Consider the following 25,549-nt stretch of genomic DNA (forward strand, 5'->3'; position numbering starts at 1 on the left):
GTTAGTCAAAGGCTGTCCTTGTCGAGACAGCGACCGCCCCCGCGCCCTATACGCGCGCCGCGTGATCTGCATGCTGCGGATCAGCTCTCCACTTCGGTCGCCGAGGCCTTCGCCCGCCCCTCGATCGATCGCTCGAGGCGGCACCGGAACTCATGCAAGTGACGGAAACAAAAACCATTTCGGCCTGAAAAATAGAGCCGTAATGAATGTAAATGCGTCTCGTTGAGAACTTCGTGCTCTTCTTTGAAGATGCCATCTAATCATTGAGAAATAGCGGATTCCGTTGCCTCAAGACGAGATCGGCAGACTTCGCTTCGCTGCTCATGCGCGCGTCGATCTGGCCGTGTTTTGCCTTCCCGTGTCCCATTGCGCAGTCTCTGTGACAAATCGCTTACTTCGCTCGGGAAACTTCGGCTGGAAATCGACGTTGCAGGCCGTAACTAGGTGACATCGCCTAAGTTAAAAACCTGATGGGGACTGGGCCGCAGACGTATTGATGAGTTGGAGGGGCGTAAAAATTCTGTTGCCGTGACGCCCTAGGTCACGGTGAATAAAACAGAGATTGGTTAGTTGATAAAACTAACCAAGGCGATCTCTTCGGTTCGTCCGCAGACGCGGGCCATCTTCGCGCAACGAACGGCTGTATCGCGCTAGGCGATACTTCAATGCTGGGAGGACCGAGATGGACAAGCGGGTCGAGATCGTGAATCGCGCCACCAAGGCAACAACCAATGCCGTCGCCCGAGCCGGCGAAACCCGCATCCCGATCCCCCTCGATTCCAACGTCAAGATCGACGCCCCGCCCAATTCCGTCGCATCCATGGTCCGTGAGGGCGACGACCTCGTCCTGAAGTTCGCGGATGGATCGATCATTCGTCTTGAAGGCTACTTCGGCTGCTCGCCGGAAGACCTCGGGCAATTGACGCTCGACGATCCCTCCAACGGATCGCAATGGCTGGTGAACCTGAGCGAGGTGTCCTGCGTGGCGCCGGGCGATGTTTCCACCGAGGCCGTAAACTACAACCTGACCCCGCTCGACAGTGCCGCCGCCAGCACGGCCGGTGCCACCGGCGCGGCGGCGAGCGGGGGAATCAGCAACGGCCTCCTGATTGGTCTGGGCGCGCTGGCCGTAGGCGGCGGTGTTGCTGCGGCTGCCGGCGGCGGTGGTGGCGGCGGCGGCGGCGGCGGAAATATCGGTAATCCGCCCAGCGACACCACGGCGCCTGGGGTGCCGGTCGTTTCCAGCGGTCTCCAGTCGGGCGGTGCCACCAACGATACGACGCCCACCTTCGGCGGCACGGCGGAAGCCGGCTCGACGGTAACCGTCTTCGACAACGGCACCCGCATCGGCACAGCCACCGCCGCAGCCAACGGTACCTGGACTTTCACGCCCGGCACACCGCTTGGCGAAGGCGCCCATAGCCTGACTTTCACGGCCACCGACGCCGCCGGCAACCAGAGCGCCGCCACGCCGGCACGCGGCTTCACCGTGGACACGGCCGCGCCCGCAGCGCCCGCCGTCACCGGCGGTCTCGAACCGGGCGGCGCGACCAACGATACGACGCCGACATTCACCGGCACGGCGGAGGCCGGATCGACCGTAACGGTCTTCGACAATGGCACGTCCATCGGCACGGCGACGGTCGGCCCCGACGGCACCTGGACCTTTACGCCCGCCGCCCCGCTTGGCGAGGGCGCGCATAGCCTGACGTTCACCGCCACCGATCCGGCAGGCAACCCCAGTGCCGCCACGCCGGCGCTCGGCTTCACCGTGGACACGGCTGCGCCTGCTGCGCCGGTGCTGAATCCGACCGATGGCACCACGATCTCCGGCACGGCCGAGGCCGGCGCCACGATCGGCCTCGATACGAATGGCGATGGCACGCCCGACGCGACCACCACGGCCGGTGCAGACGGCACCTGGAGCATCACGCTGCCGGCCCCACTCGGCAATGGCACCGTCGTCAGCGCCACGGCCACCGACCCGGCGGGCAATGCCTCGGGCGCCGCCAGCGCCACGGTGGACAGCGGCCTGGACACCACACCGCCGGCCACCCCGGTCGTCACCAGCGGCCTCGAACCGGGCGGCGCGACCAACGATACGACGCCGACGTTCACCGGCACGGCGGAGGCCGGAACGACCGTAACGGTCTTCGACAATGGCACGTCCATCGGCACGGCGACGGTCGGCCCTGACGGCACCTGGACCTTTACGCCCGCAGCCCCGCTTGGCGAGGGCGCGCATAGCCTGACGTTCACCGCTACCGATCCGGCGGGCAACCCCAGCGCCGCCACGCCGGCGCTCGGCTTCACCGTGGACACGGCTGCACCTGCCGCGCCGGTGCTGCATCCGACCGACGGCACCACGATCTCCGGCACGGCCGAGGCCGGCGCCACGATCGGTCTCGATACGAATGGCGATGGCACGCCCGATGCGACCACCACGGCCGGTGCAGACGGCACCTGGAGCATCACGCTGCCCGCCCCGCTCGGCAACGGCACCGTCGTCAGCGCCACGGCCACTGACGCGGCAGGCAATCCCTCCGCTCCGGCGAACGCTACGGTGGTGAACGGGGTGGACAACGTGCCGCCGCCGATCCCGGTCGTCACTGACGGCGTCGCCGCCGGGGGCGCCACCAACGACACCACGCCGACGTTCCAGGGCACCACGGAGCCGGGATCGAGCGTCACCGTTCTCGACAACGGCACGCCGATCGGCGCTGCAACCGTTGCCGCCGATGGCACCTGGAGCTTCACGCCGACTGCGCCGCTGGGCGAGGGGCCGCACAGCCTGACTTTCGTGGCCACCGATGGAGCGGGCAACCAGAGCCCGGCCTCGGCGCCTTCCGCATTCTCGGTAGACACTATCGTTCCGGCCGCTCCGGCGCTCAATCCCACCGATGGCACTACGATCTCCGGGACGGCGGAAGCGGGCGCGACCATCGGCCTCGACACCAACGGCGACGGTACGCCGGATGCGACCACGACGGCTGCCGGTGACGGCACCTGGAGCATTACCCTGCCGGCCCCGCTGAGCGACGGCACCGTGGTCGGCGCCACGGCCACCGATGCTGCGGGCAATGTCTCGGGCACCGGGAACGCGACGGTCGACGCGGGCATCGATACCACGCCGCCCGCCGCCCCTGTCGTGTCCGGCGGCAGCGACAATACGGCGCCGGTGATTGCGCCGTTGCTGCCCGATACCGCCACGAACGATCCCGCGCCCACTTTCGGCGGTACGACCGAGCCGGGCTCGACCGTGGCGGTGTTCGACAATGGCGCGCCGATCGGCAATGCCACTGTCGCCGCCAACGGCAGCTGGACCTTCACGCCGCTGGTCGCGTTGGGCGAGGGGCCGCATAGCCTGACCTTCGTCGCGACGGACGCCCTGGGCAACCAGGGTGCCGCGTCCGCGCCCTTCGCCTTCACTGTCGACACGAACGCTCCCGTAGCGCCCACGGTCAATCCGACCGATGGCACGATGATCTCCGGCACCGCCGAGATCGGCGCGGGCGTGGGTATCGACATGACCGGGGACGGCGTTCCCGATGCCTACGTCCAGGCGGACGGAGCCGGGAACTGGACTTACGTGCCCGGAAGCGCCGTGCCCGATGGCGTGACGATCTCCGTCACGGCTATCGATGCCGCGGGCAACGTCTCGCCGCCGGCCGCCGTGATCGTCGATGCCAGTGTGCCGGTCGCGCCGGGCATCACGGAAGTGGTCGACGATGTGCAAGGCGTCATCGGCGTCGTCCCGCGCGGTTCGGTGAGCAACGATGCCACGCTGACGATCAACGGCACGGCCGAGCCCGATTCCACGGTGCGGATCTACGACGGGGCCACGCTGATCGGCACGCTCATCGCCGACCCATCCGGCAACTGGACGCTCACCACCGGCGTTCTCGCCGAAGGTCCGCACGAGTTTGCCGTTACCGCCACCGACGCCACCGGCAATGTCAGCGGCCCTTCGGTGACTTACGGCGTCGTGGTCGATCTTTCGCCTCCGGCGTCGCTGGTCGTGAACCCCACGGACGGCCTCACGCTCACGGGTACGACCGAGATCGGCGCGACTGTGCTGGTCGACACCAATGGCGACGGCACGGCCGACCAGACGGTGACCGCGGGGCCAGACGGCAGCTGGAGCGTCACTTTCACCGCGCCGCTGCCCGACGGGACGGTCGTCAGCGTGACGGCGGTGGACGTCGCGGGCAATTCCACTGCGCCTGCCACTGTCACCGTGGATGACAGCATCGATACCACGCCGCCGCCCATTCCCGTCCTGGCGGTGGTGACGGATAATGCCGATCCCGTGCAAGGGTCGCTGTCGAACGGCGGCTCCACCAACGACACCCAGCCCACTCTCAACGGTACGGCCGAAGCCAATGTGACCGTGACGATCTACGACAACGGTATCCTGCTGGGCACGACCACGGCGGACGGGCTGGGGGACTGGCTGTTCGAACCGACCGCGCCGCTTGGCGAAGGCGCCCATAGCCTGACGGTGACGACGACCGACACCAATGGCAACGAGAGCCAGCCATCGCCTGCCTTCGCGCTGACGGTCGATACCGCGGCCCCCGCCGCCCCGGTCATCAATCCTTCGGACGGGCAGGCCATCACCGGCACGGCCGAGGCCAACGCCACCATCAATCTGGACCTCAACAACGATGGCACCGCCGACACCTCGGTCCAGGCCGACGGCGCGGGCGTCTGGAGCTATACGCCGCTCGCGCCGCTGATCAGCGGCACGATTTCCGCCACCGCTACGGATGCGGCCGGCAACACTTCCGGCCCGGCGATCGGAACGGTCGACGCCACCGCTCCGCTGGCGCCGACGATCGTCGCGGTGGCCGACGATGTCGGAATCTACACCGATCCGCTTGTGAATGGTGCCTCGACCGACGACGCCCAGCCCACCTTCAGCGGCACGGCCGAGGGCAATGCCATCATCACGCTCTACGAAGGCACGACCGTGATCGGCACGGCGCAGGCCGGTCCTTCCGGTGCCTGGTCGGTGACGCCGCTGGTGCCGCTGGGGCAGGGGAGCCACGCGCTCACCATCACGGCGACGGACGCGGTGGGTAACGAGAGCCTGCCGGCGACTTTCACCGTCGTGGTCGACAACCAGGGCCCGGACGCGCCCGTGATCACGTCGGTGGCGGACGGCGTGGGGGCGATCACCGATCCGCTGGTATCGGGCAGCGTCACTGACGATACCCGGCCGGCGTTTACCGGAACGGCGGAGTCCGGCTCCACGGTTTCGATTTTCAGCAACGGGACGCTGCTGGGCACGGCCCAGGCAGACGGAACGACGGGCATCTGGAACTTCATCCCCGGCGCGGCGCTGCCGGAGGGGAGCAACAGCATCGTCGTCATCGCCACGGATCTTGCGGGCAATGCCGGCACGCCCTCGGCGCCCTTCACGCTGACCGTGGACAGCGTGGTTCCCACCACACCCGCGATCACATCCGCCTTCGATAACGTAGGGTCCGTGCAGGGCGCGTTGGCGAGCGGCGCGGCAACCGACGATACCCTGCCGGTCCTGTCCGGAACCGCCGATGCGAATGCCCAGGTCGACATCTTCGAGGGGGGCATTCTCGTCACCACGGTGACGGCCGATGCCTTCGGCGTCTGGAACTTCACGCCTGCCACCCTCGCGCCGGGCACGTATACTTATACCGCGAGTGTCACCAATGAGGCCGGCGTGCCCAGCGCCGTCTCTCCGGACTTCGTGCTGACGGTCTCGACTGCGCTTCCCGGCGCACCCTCGATCACATCCGCTGCCGACGATGTCGGACGCTACACGGCCGCGCTGGCGAGTGGCGACGTGACCGACGACGTGTTGCCGGTGCTGAGCGGCACGGCGCCGATCGGCAGCACCGTAACGGTCTACGACAATGGCACGCCCCTGGGCCTGGCGACCCTGGATGGGCTTGGCGGCTGGACTTTCACGCCGACTTCGGCGCTGTCCGAAGGCCCGCATGTCTTCACCGCCACGGCCACCGATGCCGTCGGCAATACCAGCCTGGCGTCCGGCGGCTTCACGCTGGAAGTGGACACCAGCGCGCCGCTGGCCCCCGAAATCGATCCCAGCGCGGGCGCGATCCTGAACGGCACGGCGGAAGCGGACGCCACGATCCTGCTGGATCTCGACGGTGACGGCACGATCGACGCCACCACCTTTGCCGACGGCAGCGGGGTCTGGAGCTATACCCCTGCGACCCGGCTGGACAACGGAACGACGGTGATCGTCACGGCGGTCGACGCGGCGGGCAATGCCTCGGGCACGGACAGCGTGGTGATCGACCGCACGCCGCCGCAGGCACCGAGCATTACCCAGATCCTGGACAATGTCGGCGCGCAGGCCGGCAATGTCGCCAATGGCGGCACCACCGACGACACTTTGCCCGAACTGACGGGTACGGGTGAGCCGGGCTCGACGATCAACCTCTTCGATTTCGGTGCGCCGGTCGGCACTGTCGTGGTCGGCGCCACCGGCACCTGGTCCTTGCAGCTGACGACGCCGCTCGGTTCGGCGCCGCATTCCTTCACGGCCACGGCTACCGATCCGCTGGGCAATGTCGGCCCGGCCTCGGCTGCCTATGCGGTGACCGTGGACGTCAGCCCGGTCGTCCTGCCGGTCATCACTTCGGTGCGGGACGATGTCGGTACGATCGTCGGCACGGTGGCGCCGGGCGCCACGACCGACGATGCGCTGCCGACGATCGTCGGAACCGCGGGCGGCAATGCGACCGTCGCCGTCTATGATAGTGTGGCGGGCCTGTTGGGCACCACCGTGGCGAACGGCAGCGGCGACTGGTCCTTCACGCCCGCTGGAACGCTGGGCGGCGGCCAGCATACCTTCACGGCCATCGCCACCAATGCCGCCGGCAACTCCAGCAGCTTTTCAGCCGGCTATCAGATCAATATCGATACCACCGTTCCCGCGGTGCCGACGATTACCCAGGCCAACGACGATGTGCCGGGCATCACGACGCCGGTGCTGAGCGGCGGCCTTACCAACGATACCACGCCCACCCTCATCGGCAGGGCGGACGGCAACGCGGTGGTCACGATCTACGCCAATGGCGTTGCGATCGATACCACGACGGCCTCGCCGACTGGCGACTGGCAATATGTGCTCGTGACGGGCGGAGACGGTCCGCAGAGCATCACCGTCAGCGCCGCCAACGCGGCCGGAAGCAGCAGCGTGCAGTCAGCGCCCTTCGTCTTCACCGTGGACGCCACGCCCCCTGCGGCGCCCCTGGTCAATCCCACGAATGGCACGGGAACGCTCAGCGGCACGGCCGAGCCGAACACGACGGTGAGCATCGTCATCGGCGGCGGGACGGCCGCGACGGCGAACGTCGACGCATCCGGCAACTGGACTTACGCCATTCCCGGCAGCAATGCCGAAAACACGCAGATCGCGGTGACCGCGATCGACGCGGCGGGCAACGGATCGTCGGCCACGACGGTATTCGTCGACCTGACCGGGCCTGCCGCAACTGTCGCCATCGCTGCGCAAGACGATCAGGGCCTCGTCATGGGCGCGATCGCGCCCAATTCGACGACCGATGATACGCTTCCCCTGTTCTCCGGAACCACCGAAGCCTACGCGACGGTTCAGGTCTTCGACGCCGGACAGCCGATCGGCACCGTCCAGGCCGACCTCAACGGCAATTGGAGCCTCACGCCGGGTGTCGCGCTTGGCAACGGCGTTCACAGCATCACGTATATCGCCACCGACCTTGCCGGAAATGCAGGCACGGAAAGTCCGGCCCTGGTCTTCACGGTTCTGACCGGAAACCCGAGCGTGCCGACGATCGTCCAGGTTGCCGACGATGGCCCGACACCTGGCGCCATCCTGGGCGGCGGCGCCACCAACGACCCGACGCCCGTCATATCCGGCAAGGCCGATCCGGGCGCCATCGTCACGTTGATCATCGATGGAACCGGCGTCGCCACGATGACCGCAACCGGGACCGGCGACTGGTCGTTCAACGCGCCCAGCCTCGATGACGGGCCGCATACGATCGCCGTCTCGGCCGCCAATGCTGCGGGCAATCAAAGCGGGCCTTCGGGCGACTTCGCGATCGTCGTCGATACTCTTGCGCCCGGTGCGCCTGTCATCACCGGCAGCGACGGCACCACCGTCATGGGCACGAGCGAAATCGGCGCCACGATTACGCTCGCAGTCTCCGGCGGCGGTACTTACGAAACCACAGCCAACAGCGTCGGCCAATGGAGCCTGACCCTGCCGATACAGGCAGCCAACGGAACCACTCTCACTGCCACTGCGAGGGATGCAGCAGGCAACAATTCCGGTCCCGGGACCGGCACGGTCGACCAGGGCGTCGACATGACCCCGCCTGCCACGCCTGTCCTTTCCACTATCAGTGATGATGCAGGCTTCGTCGTGGGGGCCATCACCAACGGCGGCGTCACCGACGATATCTCGCCGCTGATCTCCGGCACCGCCGGTGCCAACGTGCTCATCTCCGTCTACGACGGCACGACCTTACTTGGCACGACCAATAGCGATGGGGATGGCGCATGGAGCTTTTCGCCGACCCCCCCTCTGGGCGCAGGCCCTCACAGCATTTCCGCCACAGCGACCGCCAATGGCGTGGAGAGCATCAGCGGCAACGCCATCGCTTTCACGCTCGACCTCACCCCGCCGCCGGCGCCAGTGGTCGATCCGGGCAACGGCACGGTGTTTACCGGCACGACGGAAGCCAACGCCAGCGTTATCATCACCTATCCGGGCGGATCGACCACCGTTCAGGCGGACGCGACGGGACACTGGACCTTCACGCCGGGCACGCCCATTCCCGACTCCGCCGCGGTGACCGTGGCCGCGCGGGACGTGGCGGGCAATCTCTCCGGCAGCACCACGGCGACCATCGATTCGACGCCGCCCACCGTGCCCGCCATCACCGGAGCAGACGATAATGCCGGCGGTGTCCTGGGCCCCGTCGCTACCGGAGGCGGCACGGACGACACCACGCCAACGCTCTCGGGCATCGCAGAGGCGAACGCCATCGTCTCGGTCTACGACGGTGCGACGCTGCTCGGCACCGCGGTAGCGACGGGCGGCGCCTGGACCTTCACTCCGCCGACCGCCCTGGGAGAAGGGCCGCACAGCTTCACCGTCACGGCCGCGGATACGTTCGGCAACGTCAGCGGGGCTTCCGCGCCTTACACGCTTACCATCGTCACTTCCACGCCCGCCGCCCCGGTCATTACCGGCGGCGCCGACAATGTCGGCACCATAGTCGGTCCCATCGCCAATGGCGGGGCCACGGATGACAGCCAGCCCACGATCACCGGCAGCGCCGGCGCGAACCTGACGATCACGCTCTACGAAGGCGCAGTGGCCGTAGGCACGACCACCAGCGACATCAACGGGGCCTGGTCGATCGAGACCAGCCTGTTGCAGGACGGCGCGCACGTTCTCACGGCCGTCGCCACCAATGCGGCCGGCACGGCAAGCGCCAACTCCAGCGCCTTCACCGTCAACGTCGATACCGCTGCACCGAACCCGCCGGCAGTCACGTCCGTCACTGACGATGTGGGCACGATCCAGACCGCCCTGGTATCGGGCGCGCAGACCGACGATACCCGACCGACCCTGACCGGCACTGCAGAGGCGAACTCCACCGTCTCGATCCTGGACCGCGGCGTGCTCTTGGGCACTACCACGGCCAATGGGTCCGGCGCATGGACGTTCACGCCCACCACGCCGCTAGATCCCGGCGGTCATATCCTGACGGTGACCGCCACCGATGCCGTCGGCAACCAGAGCGGGCCCACGGCGGCCTTCAACCTGACCGTGGATACCGCCGCCCCGGCGGCGCCCGCCATCACCGGCGCGACGGACGATGTCGGCGTGTCCGGCCCGATCGCCAATGGCGGCCTGACTGACGACGCTCTCCCGCAGATCACGGGTACCGCCGAAGGGAATGCGACCGTCTCGATCTTCAACAACGGCGTCCTGCTGGGGACCGTTGTTGCGAACGGATCGGGGGACTGGTCCTTCACACCGCTCTCGCCGCTATCGGAGGGCCCGCACAGCTTCACGGCCTCCGCGCGCGACGCTGCGGGCAATGTAAGCGGAACCTCCGCGGCTTACGCCTTCACCGTGGACACCACGCCGCCCGTGGCGCCGGTGATCGTCTCGGCAAATGACGACACCGCGCCGCAGCTTGGCATCGTGGCCAGCGGCGGCGCCACGAACGATACGACGCCGACGCTCTCGGGCACGGCCGAGGCCAATACCAGCATCGCGGTGTTCGACAACGGCCTCCAGATCGGCACGACAACCGCAGACACCAACGGGGTCTGGACCTTCGCACCCACCACGACCCTGGGGGACGGCAACCACAGCTTCACGGTCCGCGCCACCGATGCCACCGGCAACCAGGGCGCCGCGTCCGCAGCCTATACCGTAAGGGTGGACACGGCCGGCCCGGCCGCCCCGGTCATCGCCAGCGTCACCGACGACGTGGGTTCGGTGCAGGGCGCCGTCGCCAATGGCGGCGTGACCAATGACACCATCCCGCTCCTGCGCGGCACGGCCGAGGCGGGTTCGGTCCTGACGATCCTGGCCAACGGCGCCGCGATCGGCACCACCCAGGTCGATGCGACCGGCAACTGGAGCTTCCTGCCCCCGACCGCCCTTGGCGAGGGCAACTATGCCTTCACCGCCTTCGCCACCGATGCCGCCGGCAACCCCGGCACCGCTTCGGCGGCTTTCGGCATCACCGTAGACCTGACCGCGCCGCCCTCGCCGATGATCACCAGCATCGTCGACGATGTCGCTCCGGTCACGGGCACGGTCCCCAGCGGCGGCATCTCCAACGATGCCTCGCCGCAGCTGAACGGCACGGCCGCGATCAATACCGTGGTCCTGGTCTACGACAACAATGTCCTGATCGGCAGCACCACGTCGAACGGTTTGGGAGCCTGGAGCTTCACGCCGACCGGCACGATCGCCAACGGCGCCCACAGCTTCACCGCCGTGGCCGTCGATCCCGCCGGCAATGCCAGCGCGGCGTCCAATACCTATGGCATGACGGTGGACACCGCCGCGCCGGTCCAGACCATCGCGATTACGACGCTGACCACCGACACCGGCACTCAGGGCGACTGGAGCACGCAGGATACCACCCCTACCATCGGCGGCACGCTCAGCGCCGCGTTGGGGGCGGGTGAGCAAGTGCAGGTCCAGATCGACGGCGGCACCTGGATCAACGCCAGTTCCTCCGGATCGACCTGGTTCTACGGCGCGGGAACCTTGGCGACCGGATCGCACAGCATCATCGCCCGCGTGGTCGACGCGGCGGGCAATGTCGGCAACAGTGCCTCGCAGAACCTCAGCATCGCCGCCATTCCGGCTCAGGCACCGATCGTCCAGGCCACCGGCACATCGCTGCTCGGCCTCGTGGGGGTCGAGGCGCTGAACCTCATTGACCTTAGCACCCAGTCGCTGATGGCGGTCGACCCGAACAACAACCTGAAGAGCGTCCAGGTCCGCTACGCACCCCTCCTGGCGCTCAGTCTCGGCGCCTACACGCTGACCGGCTCCAGTGCGCTGGCAGCGGAACTGGGCCTGCAGATCGCCGTCACCAATACCGCAGGCCTGCTCGGCATCCTCGCGCCGACCTCCACGCTGACGATCACCTCGCTCAGCGGCGGCGCGATCGACAACCTGGCCGTCAACGAACTGCTCAACACCGTGCACTTCCAACAGAACGTCTCGACCCTGGGCGTGGACCTTCTCAATTCGGTCAGCATTACCGCCACTGACACCACCAACCTTTCGGCCTCTTCGTCGACGGGGACGCTGCTCGATCTCAGTCTGCTGAACGCCAGCGGTTCGCCGAACTTCATCGAGGGCGACGGTGGTAACAACCTCCTGAACGGCACCGCAGGGAACGACCGTCTCTACGGCCACGCCGGCGTCGACGTGCTGAACGGCGGCAACGGCAACGACTTCCTGCGCGGCGGTCCCGGCGCCGATACCCTCAACGGCGGCGCCGGCAACGACACCCTGGTCTACGACTCCGCGGACACATTGATCGACGGTGGAACCGGAACGGATACACTTCTGATCGACAGCGGCACCGGACAAGTGCTGGACTTGGGAACGGCCACCAACATCCGGAATATCGAGGTGATCAATCTCGGGATCGGCGATGCGGGGCGGCGGATAAACCTAACGGAAGCGGGAGTCATTCGTGCCACCGAAAGCAGTCATCAACTCACCATCAACGGCGATGGGAACGACAGCGTGACGATGACCGGCGCGGTGTTCCAGGGACAGACGCTCATCAATGGAGAGGCCTACAACCATTACTCTCTGGGTACGACCGACATCTTCGTCGACCATCCGGTGATGGTCGTCATCTGACAGGAAGCACGGCCAGCGAACTCAGTTCATGAAAGGGGAGCATGGCGTTTACGGAGTGGAGGGTCGCCGGAACGGTGGGAATCGCCGTCCTGGGGATCGTGGGTAGTCGATGTCACGCACAGGAACAGGATAATACGCATGCCGTAATCGCCTCGGGCGAACTGCCGCCGATCGGTAGGCAGGAAGTTCTCCCGCCGGGCACCGCCACCTCAGGCACCGTGGCGCCGCAATCCGCGGCGCCCGGTGTCGGGGCTGCGCCGAACGCCGTCTCTGCGCCGAACGCCGTCTCTGCGGCGAGCGTCGCAGCCGTTCCGCAAGATGGCCAGGCTGGCTGGGCGCAAGCTGTTCCACCGCCGCCGCAAGGCCTGCCTCCCGGCTCCGGTCAGGCAGCTTCCGGGCAGCCGGGCGAAGATCAGTCCGATGCCCCGTTGGTGCCGGGCCGGCTCGACCTCTCCGATGCCGTGGTGCTCACCTTGATGCGCCACCCGGAGATTTCGCGCGCCAACGCTGCCCTGGCGCGGGGGCGGGCCGATCTCGGCGCGGCCAAGTCTGCCTGGACGCCACAGGTTTCCTATCAGGCCAATCTCGGACCGAACATGCTTTCCGGCCGCAACACGTCCGGTTTCAACGAAAACATGGCCGGGCCGAGCGTCTATCTGCAGCAGCAGGTCTGGGATTTCGGCCGCTCCAAGGGAGAGATCGGCGCCGCCCGTTCAACCATGCGTCAGCGCCGATATGAATTGGAATCCGTCGCGGACCAACTGGCGGAGCAAGGCGCCATGGCTTTCCTGGAGGTCAAGCGCTTCGAACTGCTTTCGGTAGAGGCCCGCAAGCAAGTGGAGGAGCTGGAACGGCTGCGCCACCTGATCGGCCTGCGGGTCAACGCCGGCGTGTCCGACAAGTCGGACCTCATGCTCGCCGATGTCCGGGTGGAAAGCGCCCGGGGAGAGGCGATCCAGGCGGAAACCTCGCTCGCCGTTGCGCAGTCCGGCCTGCTCAATCTCATCGGCGATCTTCCGCAGAGCTATGAGGACCCGACCGCACAGATATCCCGCTTCGAGACGGGCGACGACGAGCCGGACTATGACAAGCTGCCCGCGGTGGTGGCCACGGAACAGGCCGAACATGCCGCCGCCTCGAAGATCGGCCAGGCCAAGGCCGAACGCTACCCCCGGCTGGGCCTCCAGCTCGGCTACACGCGCAACAACTACACCTACAACACGCGCGACAATTCCTTCGCGGGGATGGTGACCGTTACCGGAGACCTCTATCGCCGCAGCAACCACTACCTGATCGAGGCCGCAGAGGAAGATCGCCGCGGGGCCGAGGCGGCGCGCGACTCCGCAGTGCTGGAAGCACGGGGCAAGGCGCTTTCGGCCCGTCAGCAAATCCGCGCCGGGCAGGCCCGCATCTCAGCCTATTCCCGCCAGGAAGAGCAGGCTGTCACCGCCAGCCGCATTTTCTTCGAGGAATACAAGCTGGGCAAGCGCACCCTTACGGAACTGCTGAACACCCAGCTTGAAATCTACCGCGCAGCCAGTTCGCGCATCGCTGCGCAATACGACATCATGGAAGCGCGCGTCCGTTTCGAAAACGTCAGCGGCACCTTGCGGCCTTCGCTCGGCCTGCCTGCCCGCCTGCGTGAGGAGGAAGACTTCGATGGCTGACAGCGCCGATATCGTCCAGCCGCCCTGGACCGCCGCCGTCGCGGCCCTCGGCACTCTGAAAGGCGTGCCGGTGGGCGCGCAGGAACTGGCGAAACGCCTCTACTGGTCCGAAGGCCTGGACGCCGAGAAGACCCTTGTCCACGCCGCGCGCCTCTCGGGGCTGGACTTCCAGATCGTGAACATGCGCGTTGACGACGTGCCGCAACTGCTGCTTCCGGCCATCGTCGAACTCAACGACCAGAGCACGGCGATCCTACACGCCCGGGACGGGCTGGGCGTGCGCGTTTCCATGCCCGGAATGCGGCACGATGCGCCCGTGGAACTGTCGCTCGACACGTTCCGCGGCCGCACCACCGGCCGCGTCGGTTTCGTGGAGCCGCTCTCCACGCGTTCGCGCGATGCCCGGCTGGACGAATTCCTGCGGGCACCTTCGCGGTCCTGGCTGTGGGACATCATCATGGCCGACCGGCGCGGCTATGGCGAAGTGGTGCTCGGGTCGGTCTTCGGCAATCTCCTCACGTTCGCGACCTCGCTCTTCGCCATGCAGGTGTGGGACCGGGTGATCCCGGCCCAGTCCGTCCCCACGCTATGGGTGCTGGCGCTGGGGACCGGGCTGGCGCTGTTCCTGGAACTGTTGCTGCGCACGGCGCGCGTCCAACTGGTGGACCGCATCGGCCGGCGCGCCGACATCGCGATTTCCTCGCGCATTTTCGCCCGCGCGCTGGACATCCGCAACGATGCCCGTCCGCGCTCGACCGGCGCGCTGATCGCCCAGTTGCGCGATGTCGAGCAGATACGCGAAATGCTGACGTCCACCACCGTTTCGGCGATGATCGACCTGCCGTTCATCCTGCTGTTCCTGGTGCTCTTCGCCTTCCTGGCGGGACAATTGACCTTCGTGCTGATCGGCGCGGCTGTCCTGATCCTGCTGCCGGGACTGCTGCTTCAGCGCCCGCTGGCCCGCCTCGCCACCGAAGGCATGCGGGAAGGGGCGCTGCGCAACGCGATCCTGGTCGAATCGATCGAACGGATCGACGAGATCAAGTCGGCACAGGCCGAAGCCCGTTTCCAGTCGCTTTGGGAACGCCTGACCCTTGCCGGCACCCGTGTCGGCGCCGAACAGCGCTTCCTTTCCGCGCTTTTCGTCAACTGGACGCAGACGCTTCAGCAACTCGCCTATACGGCCGTCGTCGTGGCGGGCGCCTTCAAGGTCATGGAAGGCGACATGACGATGGGCGCGCTGATCGCCTGTTCGATCCTCACCAGCCGCGCACTGGTCCTGTTCGTGCCGTTCGGGCAGATATTCACCCGCTGGCAGAATGCCAAAGTGGCGATGACCGGGTTGGAGGACCTGTTCGACAAGCCGGTGGACCACGATCCCGAACGCGGCCTGCTGCGCCGGGCGACGCTCAACGGCTATTATGAAATCAAGGATTTGACATACGCTTACGATCCCGATGGACCGCTTGCACTGAAAGTGGAGCGTCTGTCGATCCGCGCCGGGGAGCGCGTGGCATTCCTCGGCCGGATCGGGGCGGGCAAGTCCACGCTGCTCCGCTTGCTGTCGGGCCTTGCCTGGCCGACCAGCGGCGAAGTGCTCCTGGACGGGACGAACCTGACGCTTATCAACCCCGTCGATGTCCGCCGCGACACGGCCTATCTGGGGCAGGGCGCGCAGCTCTTCCTGGGCACCATCCGCGAAAACCTGCTAATCGGCGCGCCGGGCGTGAACGACGAACAGATCCTCCACGCTCTGGCCGTAACCGGGGGGCTGCCGCTCGTGCAGAACCAGCCGCAAGGTCTCGACCTGCTGCTGCAGGAAGGCGGCGCCGGACTGTCCGGCGGGCAAAGGCAGACGTTGCTCCTGACCCGCGCCCTGCTGCGCAATAGCAACATCCTCCTGCTCGACGAGCCTTCCGCCCCGCTCGACGACATCAGCGAGCGGGCGCTCGTCGCCAACCTTGGGCAATGGCTGCGCGGCCGCACGCTCGTGGTCACAACCAATCGGCCGGGTCTCCTCGAACTGGTGGACCGTATCGTCGTCATAGACTCCGGCCGCATCGCGCTGGATGGGCCGAAGGAAAAAGTGCTCGGCGCCCTGGCCGGACCGGCCGGGATCAGGGAGAAGCAGGTATGACGGCCGGTAACCCCACAAGCGCGATTGCCGGCGGCGGCCTGCTCGAGGGCCTGCGCGGAGAGGAAGATAGCCGCTGGCTGCGAACCGTGGGGCGGCTGCGGATCATCCCGATCCTCTCGGTGGGCATCCTGGCCTTCCTGGTCTGGAGCTATTTCGGCGTGCTGGACGAAGTGACGGTCGGTTCCGGCAAAGTCACGCCGCCGTCGCGCTCGCAGGTGATCCAGAGCCTTGAGGGCGGGATCGTCAACGGCATCTTCGTGCATGAAGGCGATATCGTCCGCCCCCATGAAAAGCTCGCCACGCTTGACCGCGCGCGCTTCAGTTCGATGCTGGGCGAGGCGGAGGCGAAAGCGCGGGCGCTGGAGGCGACCGCCGCGCGGCTGGAGGCTGAAATCAGCGGCGGCAGTCCCAACTTTCCCGCGTCGGTCAAGGAGACACCCGGTCTCATGGCGCGCGAGCTTGAGCTGATGCGATCGCGGCGCCAGAACCTCGATGTCGCGACGGCCAGCATGCGGCAGTCTCTGGCCCTGACCCGCCGCCAGCTGGCCATGACCGAGCCGCTCGTCGATCTGGGCGCTGCGAACCAGGTGGAGATCATCCAGCTTCGCCGGCAGGAGAACGAGATACAGGCCAAGCTCGATTCAATGCGCAACCAGTACGTCATCGATGCCAGCGCGGACTATGCGAAAGCGCGGGCGGAACTGGACCAGGTCACCCAGGTCATCGGCGGTCGCCGCGACCAGCTGGACCGCACGATCCTCTATTCACCCGTTCGCGGCATCGTGAAGAACCTGGAAGTGACCACCATCGGCGGCGTGATCCAGCCGGGCGGTTCGCTGATGGAAATCGTGCCGCTGGAGGACCAGCTCCTGATCGAATCCCGCGTGCAGCCAAGGGACATCGCCTTCATCCGTCCGGGGCAGCCTGCGACGGTGAAGATCACCGCATACGATCCCTCGATCTACGGCACCCTGGCCGGGACGGTCGATCGCATTTCCCCCGATACGCTCCAGGATGAGGTCCATCGCGATCAGGTCTATTACCGTGTCTATGTGCGGACCCAGCGTTCGACCTTGCGCGCCAAAAACGGCCATGAATATGCGATCATGCCCGGCATGGTGTCGACCGTGGAGATCAGGACCGGGCGGAAGACGATCCTGCAATATCTCATGAAGCCCATCAACAAGGCAGCCGAAGCGATGCGCGAACGCTAGAAAACGCCGGGCCTGCTCAGGTAGCAATCATCCTGTCAGACGCGCTGGCAGGACGAATTGGGGACCCGGCCCGGCGCCTTGCCGAACTTGGCTTGCACCCGGGCAAGGAAAGGACGGCTGCGCGCCTTCGGTTCCGGATCGCTGCAGCATGTGGCTTTCCAAGTCCGCGCGCGGACCTCCAGATCCTGATTGGCGGCAAGCTGGGTGCGGTCTCCGAGTGTCTCGGTCGAGGATTCGCCTGTGTTGCAGATGTCGTCCACACGGGCGACGGGACCGCCCGCACCGCCGCCTCCACCGGCTCCGCCGCCACCACCTCCGCCACCGCCCCCTCCCCCGCCGCCACCGCCGGCTCCTCCGCCGCCGTTTCCGCCGCCGGCATGTCCGCCGGACTTGGCGATGGCGGGCGAAGTTAGTGTCGTGGACAGGAGCATGGTCATGGTTGGCGGCACCAGCAGCGAATATTTACCGCAGGCGGTCAGAAACGAGCGGCGATCGCTCTCCCCTTCCGGTCCATTGAAGATTTTGGGCTTTTCCATGACTTATCTCCGCATTCCGCCCCAGTCATGAAAGTACAGGAACGTCGCGGGCTGTTAAGCCGCTCTTGAGGATGGCCCGCCCTCACCAGATTTTCGAAGCGCTACGCCGTATGGCGCCGGCAGCTAACACGCTTTTGCAGGGCCGCTTCGGATAGCTTAGGAGAAATTCACCATTCCCGCCCGGCGATCAGCCAAATGGAGGAACCGGGGCCGCATTCAGGCGGGCTCGCCGCTGCCCTGGCGCCGCGACGATTGCAGAAGCTCCAGCAGGCGGCGAGCGATCTCGCGTTCACCCATCACGACATGGTCCGCGCCGATCTTTTCGAGGTGATCGACCTCCTCGTCGGAATGCGCCCGTGCGAGGATCTGGATGTCGGGATTTCGCTGACGGGCATGCTGGGCGATCACGCCGGCTTCGAAACCTTCCGGTATGGCGATCATCAACCGCGTGGCTTCGCCGATGCCCGCTTCTTCGAGAACATCCATGCTGGAGGCATTTCCCTCCACCACTTCATGGCCGATCTCCCGCGCCGAACGGGCCAGGTCGGCGCGTTCTTCCACGATGACCATCTGGCGGGCCTCGCCGGAGATGCCGTCCGCCACCAGCCGTCCGACCCGGCCGTAGCCGACCAGCACCACGCGCTCTCCGGCTGCGGACGGCGCGCGTCTTGCACTCTCCGACGCGGCTACGGACTTGACGATGCTGTGCCGCCCGGCCAGCCAGCGGAAGAGCAGGGGATTGGCGAAGATCGAGAAGATCGCACCGGCCAGGATGAGGTCGCGCCCCTCTTCGGGCAGGACGCCAAGTTTGACGCCCAGCGCGGCCAGCATGAAGGAGAACTCGCCGATCTGGGCAAGACCGGCGGCGACCGTCAGCGCGGTATGCAGCGAGTGACCGAAGAACCGCACGATGGCGATGGCGGCCAGGGATTTGCCGAGGATGACGATCAGCACCGTGGCCAGAACCGCGCCGCCATGCTCCACCACCACCGCCGGGTCAAACAACATGCCGACCGAGACGAAGAACAGTACGGCGAAAGCGTCGCGCAGCGGCAGGGTCTCTTCGGCGGCGCGGCGGCTGAGCTGCTTCTCGCCCATGACCATGCCGGCGAAGAAGGCGCCCAGCGCGAAGGAGACGTCGAAGACGTAGGCCGCTCCGAACGCGACGCCCAGTGCGATCGCCAGGACCGCGAGGCGGAACAGCTCACGCGAGCCGGTATGGGCGGCCCAGTGCAGCGCGGCCGGGATCACCCGCTTGCCGACGATCAGCATGAGCGCGATGAAGCCGCCGACTTTCGCCAGGGTCAGGCCAATCATCCACGCCAGTTCCATGCCCGATTGCGCGCGTCCGTTGGCCAGGCCGGCGAGCGCGGGCAACAGCACGAGAACGAGGACCATGGCCAGATCCTCGACGATCAGCCACCCGACGGCGATGCGGCCGCGTTCGGTGTCCATCAGCTTGCCGACCTGCATCGCTCTCAGCAGCACCACGGTACTGGCCACCGACAGCGCAAGGCCGAACACCAGGCCGCCGGCAAGGTTCCAACCGAGCCAGGTCGCCAGCCCCGCTCCCAGCGCGGTGGCGAAGGCGATCTGGAGCACGGCACCGGGCACGGCAATCTTGCGGACCGAGAGCAGGTCGCGGACGGAAAAGTGCAGGCCGACGCCGAACATCAGCAGGATCACGCCCAACTCCGCCAGTTCGTTCGCCAGCGCGCTGTCCGCCACGACGCCCGGCGTGAAGGGGCCGACCAGCACTCCGGCGAAGAGATAGCCGGCGACCGGCGATATCCTCAGCCGGTGGGCAAGAGCGCCCATCGCGAAGGCGGCGACCAGACCGGCGACGACCGTTGCGACGAGAGGCGTACTATGGGGCAATCGGGACTCCTGGCGTGTTTCACCACCGGCGAATCCTTCACTCCACGGTCGAGACGAAAGCGACGGCGATTGCGGCCGCGACCATCGATCCGACCAGCAGGAGCGGCAGCAGCCACCCCGGAGCCATGTTACGCCTACGGACCATCGCCGGTTCCTTTCCGCTTGCGTTGACGAACCGCATATTGCTCAGGAACCGGCTTCCTGTTGGTGTCCGACGCGTTTCGGAATGTTTCTCCGGGCCGGGGCCTCAATAGATGTCGCGGCGGTAGAGCCCGGCTTCGGCCATCCCTTCCAGGCGCTCGTCGCCAAGCGCCGCGCGCAATGCGGCGTCGACGGCGGGGGCCATGCCCTGAAGGCTGCCGCAGACCATGATCGCCGCGCCGTTTTCCACCCAGTCGCGCAAGTCGGCTTCGGCCTCGGCGCAAAGGTGCTGGACGTAACGCCCGCAATCGGCATCGCGTGACCAGGCGCGGTCGAGCCGGGTGAGGGTGCCGCGTGCCAGCCAGTGCTCGATCTCGTCAGGCAGCAGGGCGTCGTGATCGCGATTGCGCTCACCGAACAGCAGCCAGTGACCGCCGCGCCCAGCCGCTTCGGAAGCGCGCAAATGGCCGCGCAGCCCGGCAAGGCCCGTGCCGTTGCCGATCAGGATCATCCGCCGCGGTCCGGCAGGGCCGGCCACGGGCGCGTGGAAGCCTTCATTGCCGCGCAGTCGCAGGGCGATTTCGCTGCCGGGCGGGGCGAAATGCGTCAGCCAGCCAGAACCCAGCCCCAGGGTGCCGTCGGTTCGTTCGACTTGCCGGATCAGCAGGTCGAGGCGGCCGTCCGCCGGGATCGATGCAATCGAATATTCGCGGTGAGGCAGCGGGCGCAGCGCGGCCAGAAGTTCCTCTGCAGTGGCGACGGGATGGTCGGGAATCAGCGCTAGGGCGAGGTGGTGGGCCAGCGGCTGGCCTCTCGCCATCTCCGACCCGGCCAGGCCGCAGTGGGCCAGATAGGCCGCGACGCGGGCGGGATCGTTGGCGCCGGGCAGCACTTCGGCAATGTCGCCGGCCTGCCAGGCAGCGCTGCCGTCGCAGGGCTCCAGACTGACGAGGAAGGCGGGGCCGCCGGCACTTCCGGCGTTGAGCCGGCGCCGGTAGGCCAGCCGCCAGCGGGAATAGGCGGCAGGTTCCCAGTCCGGCATGTCCGGCTCGGCGCCGAGCGCGGCGAGCTGCTGCTGCCACTGGCGCTGGGCGTCGGTGTCGTCACCGTCGACCTCGATCATGTCGAACAGGCGGCGGGCGCCGCCGGCATGGAGCCAGCGGTCTACCGAATGGCCAAAGGCGCAGAACTCGGGATATTCGCGGTCACCCAGCGCCAGCACGGCATATTCGAGATGATCGGCGCCGGGAGGCGTCGCCATGGTCTGGCGCGCGAAGCGGCGCGCAGGGTCCGGCGGTTCGCCTTCACCATACGTGCTGACCACGAAGAGCGCGCGGTCGACTTCGGAGAGCACGCTTTCGTCCACGGCCGAAAGCGGCAGCACGCGCGCGCCGCCCAGCGCGGAGGCGGTCTGCCGGGCGAGACGCTCGGCGCCGCCGGTCTGGCTGGCGAAGGCGATCAGCATGTCGCCGATCCCGCCCGCGGCGCCGGGGTTGCCTGCGGGCTGGCTCGCCGCCGCTTCGGCCACTTCCGCCAGGGCGCGCTTGCGCTTGCGACGTGCGAGATAGAGCAGCAGGCCGGTGACGGTGAACAGGGGCATCGTCAGGCTGGTCAGCAGGAGCAGGATGCGTCCGCCGATGCCGAAGAAGGCGCCGCGGTGCAGCTCGTACATGCTGGTGGTGATGACCTTGCCGAGATTGCGGTCGGCATAGCGGTCCGCCTTGACGAGCTTGCCCGTCGCAAGGTCCACCTTGAGATCGTCGGTCATGCGGTCGTGGCGGGCATCGGCCAGCAGGACCCGGAACGTCGCGGGTTCGTGCCCTTCTGGCAGCGTGACGGAAATGGAGCTGTAGCGGCCGTCCATGGCGGTCATCACGGTGGGCCAGGCGCGCAGGAGGCGCGGCGGGGCTGCGGGGTCCTCGGCATGGTCGGGTTTTACGCCGCCGTGTCCGCCTTCCTCGCGGCTGGTCTTGCCGGTGAGGGTGTAGAGCACGCCCTGGCGGTACCAGTCGTAGGACCACCAGAGGCCGGTCATGGCGCTGAGCAGATAGACCAGGGCCACCCAGCCGCCGATGACGGCATGGAGCGCGCGATAGAGATTGCGGCCGCTCTTCCTGAGATCGAGCACGAGCCAGGCCCGCCAGTCGAACGTGCGACGCGGCCAGCGCAAATAGAGACCGGAAATGGCGAAGAACACCAGCGAGATCGCCGAAAAGGCTGTGATCTGGCGGCCGATGCCATTGGGGCCGCCGGGCAGGGCCAGCCAGCGGTGCAGGTTCTCGATCGTGCGGAAAAAGCCCGCGCTGGTCGCCTGGCCCAGCAGCATGCCGCTATGCGGGTCGACAAAGCTGCGCTCGCCGCGGCGCTCACCTTCCCGGGCCGCGAACTGGACGGTCCAGGCCGCGGCGGGATCGCTCTCCACGTTCAAACGCTCCACGGCCTGGCCGGGGCGCTGGGCGGCGGCGCGGGCGATCACTTCGTCGGGCGAGAGGGCGGGGCCGGTCGCGTGGGAGAGCGTGACGATGCCCGGGCTGAGGGCGCGCATGATCTCGTTTTCGAAACTCAGCGTGGCGCCGGTCAAACCCATGACCGCCAGCACGAAGCCGGCCGTGATTCCGAGGAACCAGTGAATTTGGAACAAAACTTGCCGCGTCACCCTGATCGCTTTCCGAAAATCTGGTGGCGCCACTCACCGTTACCCTGGAAAGCAGGTGCCGATAAGCATCCCGAACTTTCGCCAGCTTCCCCTCCATTTTCTCCGCTAATGAGATACAATCGCAATAGCAATGGGGATTTCACACGTTTGCGGGATCGACGGGGGGAGCGCTATTCGTCCAGGTCGCGGAGGTTGAGGGCCTGTCGCAGGGCCTCGACGGCCGGGGTGGTCTCGTCCTTGGGCGTTCGCGTCCAGTAGTCCAGGTGCTGGAAGCGCAGGCGCTTGCCCGGCAGCTTCACGTCCTTGACGCCGGCGCCGAAATGGCGCGCCACCGGGCCGGAGATGGGATCTCCCAGAACCAGCAGCGAGGTGGGAAACCAGTGGTTTGTCCAGACGGTCGGCGCAAAAGGCGCTGCGTGATGGGGGATACGCGCGCCTTTGCCTTCGGGGTAGGAGAACTGCCGGTTCCGCTCGCTCCAATATTCGAAGAGCGGCGGGTCGACGGGAAATTCGCGCCGGTTCTTTCGGCGCTCGAAGGCGGCGGCATCATCGGCCAGCAGCAGGTCCGCCTTGCCCAGCGGCGAGCCGAGCGTCACCAGGTCGCTCACCAGCCAGGGGGCTTCCGGCACACCGGCCAGGGCGCGGCGATAGGCGCGCTGGGCATTGCGCCAGGCGGGCAGGGCGGTTTCCTCCAGGGCAGAATCGCCGCCGCGCCGGGCCGCCTCGAGTACCGCCCCGGCCTTCTCCAGCGCGGTCAGTCTTTCCAACAGGGGCGAGCCGGCGGCATGGAGCGCCTGGAGGCGAAGCGGATCGAGCTGCGCCCAGGCCTGGGTCAGGATGTCATAGGCGATCACTGAGCCGAGGCTGTGGCCGACCAGCACGATCCGGTCGTACTCGCCGCTTTCGGTCAGCTTGCGCAGCAGCTCGACGCCGCCGGCCCGGATCCGCTGACGGGCTTCGACATTGTCCGGCTCCGCGCGCAAGTAGCGTGCCGCGTCGCCGACATAGGGCACCAGCATGCCCACGATCACGCTTGTGAGCGCGGGGCCGATCAGGCCGGGCAGCAGCGTCCACCAGAGGCGGTGATCCGCTTCGTCGCCGGACAGGAGCTGCCAGGCGACGATGGCGATGGTGATCGCCAGGCCCACCAGCCAACCCGCGATCCAGTAGGGCAGGTAGGCGCGCGGAATGCTCTGCGGGCTGCGGAAGAACAGGGAGGCGATCCAGCGGCCGATCCCGGCCACCGTGTTGCCGATCATCATGTGCGCCCAGTAATACTCGAAAAAGTCGACGCGGCGGGGATCCGGCGGGTCGAAGTAACGCGTTGTTACCCGGCGCAGCTCGAAATTGTCCGAAGTGACGTCGGGCTTGGAGTAGACGGTATTGTCATAGCCCGCGACGAGCGAGCGGTCTTTCGACCATGCCGCGTCGATGAAGCTCCAGAGCGTGTCCATCGGCCGCTGCTCGCCGATGCCGTGGACGAGAATGACTGCCGTTTTGCGCACTTCTGCCAAGGATCGCCCCCCGTCTCGTCACGAAGGGCGATCGTAACATGCAAGTTATGCGGTGTTTACTGCCAATTCCTCAGAGCTTCTCTGAAAATTCGCGGTCCCCGAATCTTGCGGCACGAGGTTATTTTCCCGCGCCAGCGCGATCACGTCGGCGGCGAGACGGTCGACTTGGGCGGGGTCGGCATCCCAGGCGAACATGAACCGCGCACCGCCGCCGATGAACGTGTAGAAACGCCATCCCCGGGCGCGCAGCCCGTCCAGCACCGGCTCGGGCGCGGCCAGGAACACGGCATTGGCCTCCACCGGGAAGATGAGGTCCAGTCCTTCGATCCCGGTGACGGCGCCGGCCAGCCGGCGGGCGCAGGCATTGGCGTGGCGGGCATTGCCCAGCCAGGCGCCGGTTTCCAGCACGCCGATCCACGGCGCCGAAAGGTAGCGCATCTTCGAGGCGAGCTGGCCGGCCTGCTTGCAGCGATAGGCGAAGTCTTCGGACAGGGCGTGGTCGAAGAAGATCACCGCCTCGCCCGCCGCCATGCCGTTCTTGGTGCCGCCGAAGCAGAGCACGTCCACGCCGGCCTGCCAGGTGATCTGCGCCGGCGCGCAGTCCAGGGCGGCGCAGGCATGGGCGAAACGGGCGCCGTCCATGTGTAGCTTCAGCCCGAGTTCGCGGCAGGTGGCGGAAATCGCCTCGATCTCGGCAACGGTATAGACCTGCCCGGTTTCGGTGGGCTGGGTGATCGTGACGACGCGGGGCTTGGGGAAGTGGATGTCCGAGCGGCCGGTCGCTAGGCCGCGGATGGCGGCGGGGGTCAGCTTGCCGTCAGCGCTTTGGGCGACGAGCAGCTTGGAGCCGTTGGAGAAGAACTCCGGCGCGCCGCACTCGTCCGTCTCGACGTGGGCCGAGGACGAGCAGATCACCGAGTGGTAGGACTGGCACAGCGCGGCCAGCGCCAGCGAATTGGCGGCCGTGCCGTTGAAGGCGAAATAGACGTCGCAGTCAGTGGCGAAAAGGTCGCGGAAGGCGTCGGCGGCGCGGCGGGTCCATTCGTCCTCGCCATAAGCGGTCGCGGAGCCGCGGTTGGCCTGCTCCATGGCGTTCCAGGCTTCCGGGCAGATGCCGGCATAGTTGTCGCTGGCGAACTGCTGCGTGGGTCCTGAGGGGAACTGTTCGGACATGCGGTCTTCCTTCTGGCGCGCGATGGACTTCGGGCGAGCCGGGAAGGAACGACGGCGATGCAGCTGGAAAACCCGTTTGTTGCCGGTCCGGCCACATCCCTTCGCATGTCTGCGAAGGTACCACCTTGCTCGGGAGCAGGTTGGTGCCGGGCGCGATCCCGACTCTTGATGCTGGGGCGCTGACTAGGCCCGGCGCCCGAATTCGTCAACCGGTTCTG

9 protein-coding genes and 1 riboswitch are annotated in these 25,549 nt (G+C 67.1%); of the genes, 4 read left to right on the top strand and 5 right to left on the bottom strand.

What is annotated here, in order from left to right; all coding sequences use genetic code 11:
* The first annotated feature begins 682 nt into the window (after window positions 1–682).
* The 4 genes from EDF57_RS23655 to EDF57_RS23670 all read left to right on the top strand — a co-directional run bounded on the left by EDF57_RS23655 (window position 683) and on the right by EDF57_RS23670 (window position 17,433).
* Window positions 683–12,415 carry an Ig-like domain-containing protein gene (locus EDF57_RS23655; RefSeq protein ID WP_134096133.1) on the top strand — a complete coding sequence of 3,911 codons (11,733 nt, stop codon included), beginning with the start codon at window positions 683–685 and terminating at the stop codon, window positions 12,413–12,415.
* A 98-nt stretch (window positions 12,416–12,513) separates the two neighbouring features.
* Window positions 12,514–14,082, top strand: a complete 1,569-nt coding sequence (locus EDF57_RS23660) for a TolC family protein (protein ID WP_243841266.1) — start codon at window positions 12,514–12,516, stop codon at window positions 14,080–14,082.
* The gene (locus tag EDF57_RS23665; RefSeq protein ID WP_134096135.1) at window positions 14,075–16,219 is read left to right on the top strand and encodes a type I secretion system permease/ATPase; all 2,145 of its coding nucleotides are present in this window, start codon (window positions 14,075–14,077) and stop codon (window positions 16,217–16,219) included. The genes EDF57_RS23660 and EDF57_RS23665 overlap by 8 nt, the downstream gene beginning before the upstream one ends.
* A complete protein-coding gene (locus tag EDF57_RS23670) occupies window positions 16,216–17,433 on the top strand; it encodes an HlyD family type I secretion periplasmic adaptor subunit (protein WP_132269339.1) in 1,218 nt (405 codons plus the stop codon). The genes EDF57_RS23665 and EDF57_RS23670 overlap by 4 nt, the downstream gene beginning before the upstream one ends.
* 35 nt (window positions 17,434–17,468) lie before the next feature.
* Here EDF57_RS23670 and EDF57_RS25870 read toward each other — a convergent pair whose 3' ends face one another.
* From EDF57_RS25870 to EDF57_RS23695, 5 genes are all read right to left on the bottom strand, one after another.
* Complete coding sequence (locus tag EDF57_RS25870) at window positions 17,469–17,969, bottom strand: hypothetical protein (protein ID WP_208324946.1); 501 nt, start codon at window positions 17,967–17,969, stop codon at window positions 17,469–17,471.
* 216 nt (window positions 17,970–18,185) lie between these two features.
* Entirely contained in the window at window positions 18,186–19,847 is a 1,662-nt protein-coding gene (gene ybaL / locus EDF57_RS23680; protein WP_134096136.1) for a YbaL family putative K(+) efflux transporter, read from the bottom strand.
* Between the two features lie 247 nt (window positions 19,848–20,094).
* Complete coding sequence (locus EDF57_RS23685; protein ID WP_134096137.1) at window positions 20,095–22,644, bottom strand: sulfite reductase flavoprotein subunit alpha; 2,550 nt, start codon at window positions 22,642–22,644, stop codon at window positions 20,095–20,097.
* A gap of 170 nt (window positions 22,645–22,814) precedes the next feature.
* Window positions 22,815–24,158, bottom strand: a complete 1,344-nt coding sequence (locus EDF57_RS23690) for a hypothetical protein (RefSeq protein ID WP_166675375.1) — start codon at window positions 24,156–24,158, stop codon at window positions 22,815–22,817.
* A gap of 45 nt (window positions 24,159–24,203) precedes the next feature.
* The gene (locus EDF57_RS23695) at window positions 24,204–25,331 is read right to left on the bottom strand and encodes a low specificity L-threonine aldolase (protein ID WP_134096139.1); all 1,128 of its coding nucleotides are present in this window, start codon (window positions 25,329–25,331) and stop codon (window positions 24,204–24,206) included.
* A gap of 65 nt (window positions 25,332–25,396) precedes the next feature.
* Window positions 25,397–25,508, bottom strand: a riboswitch (SAM-I-IV-variant riboswitch).
* Window positions 25,509–25,549 lie beyond the last annotated feature (41 nt).

It is taken from the genome of Novosphingobium sp. PhB55, assembly GCF_004368805.1.
Lineage (GTDB): Bacteria > Pseudomonadota > Alphaproteobacteria > Sphingomonadales > Sphingomonadaceae > Novosphingobium.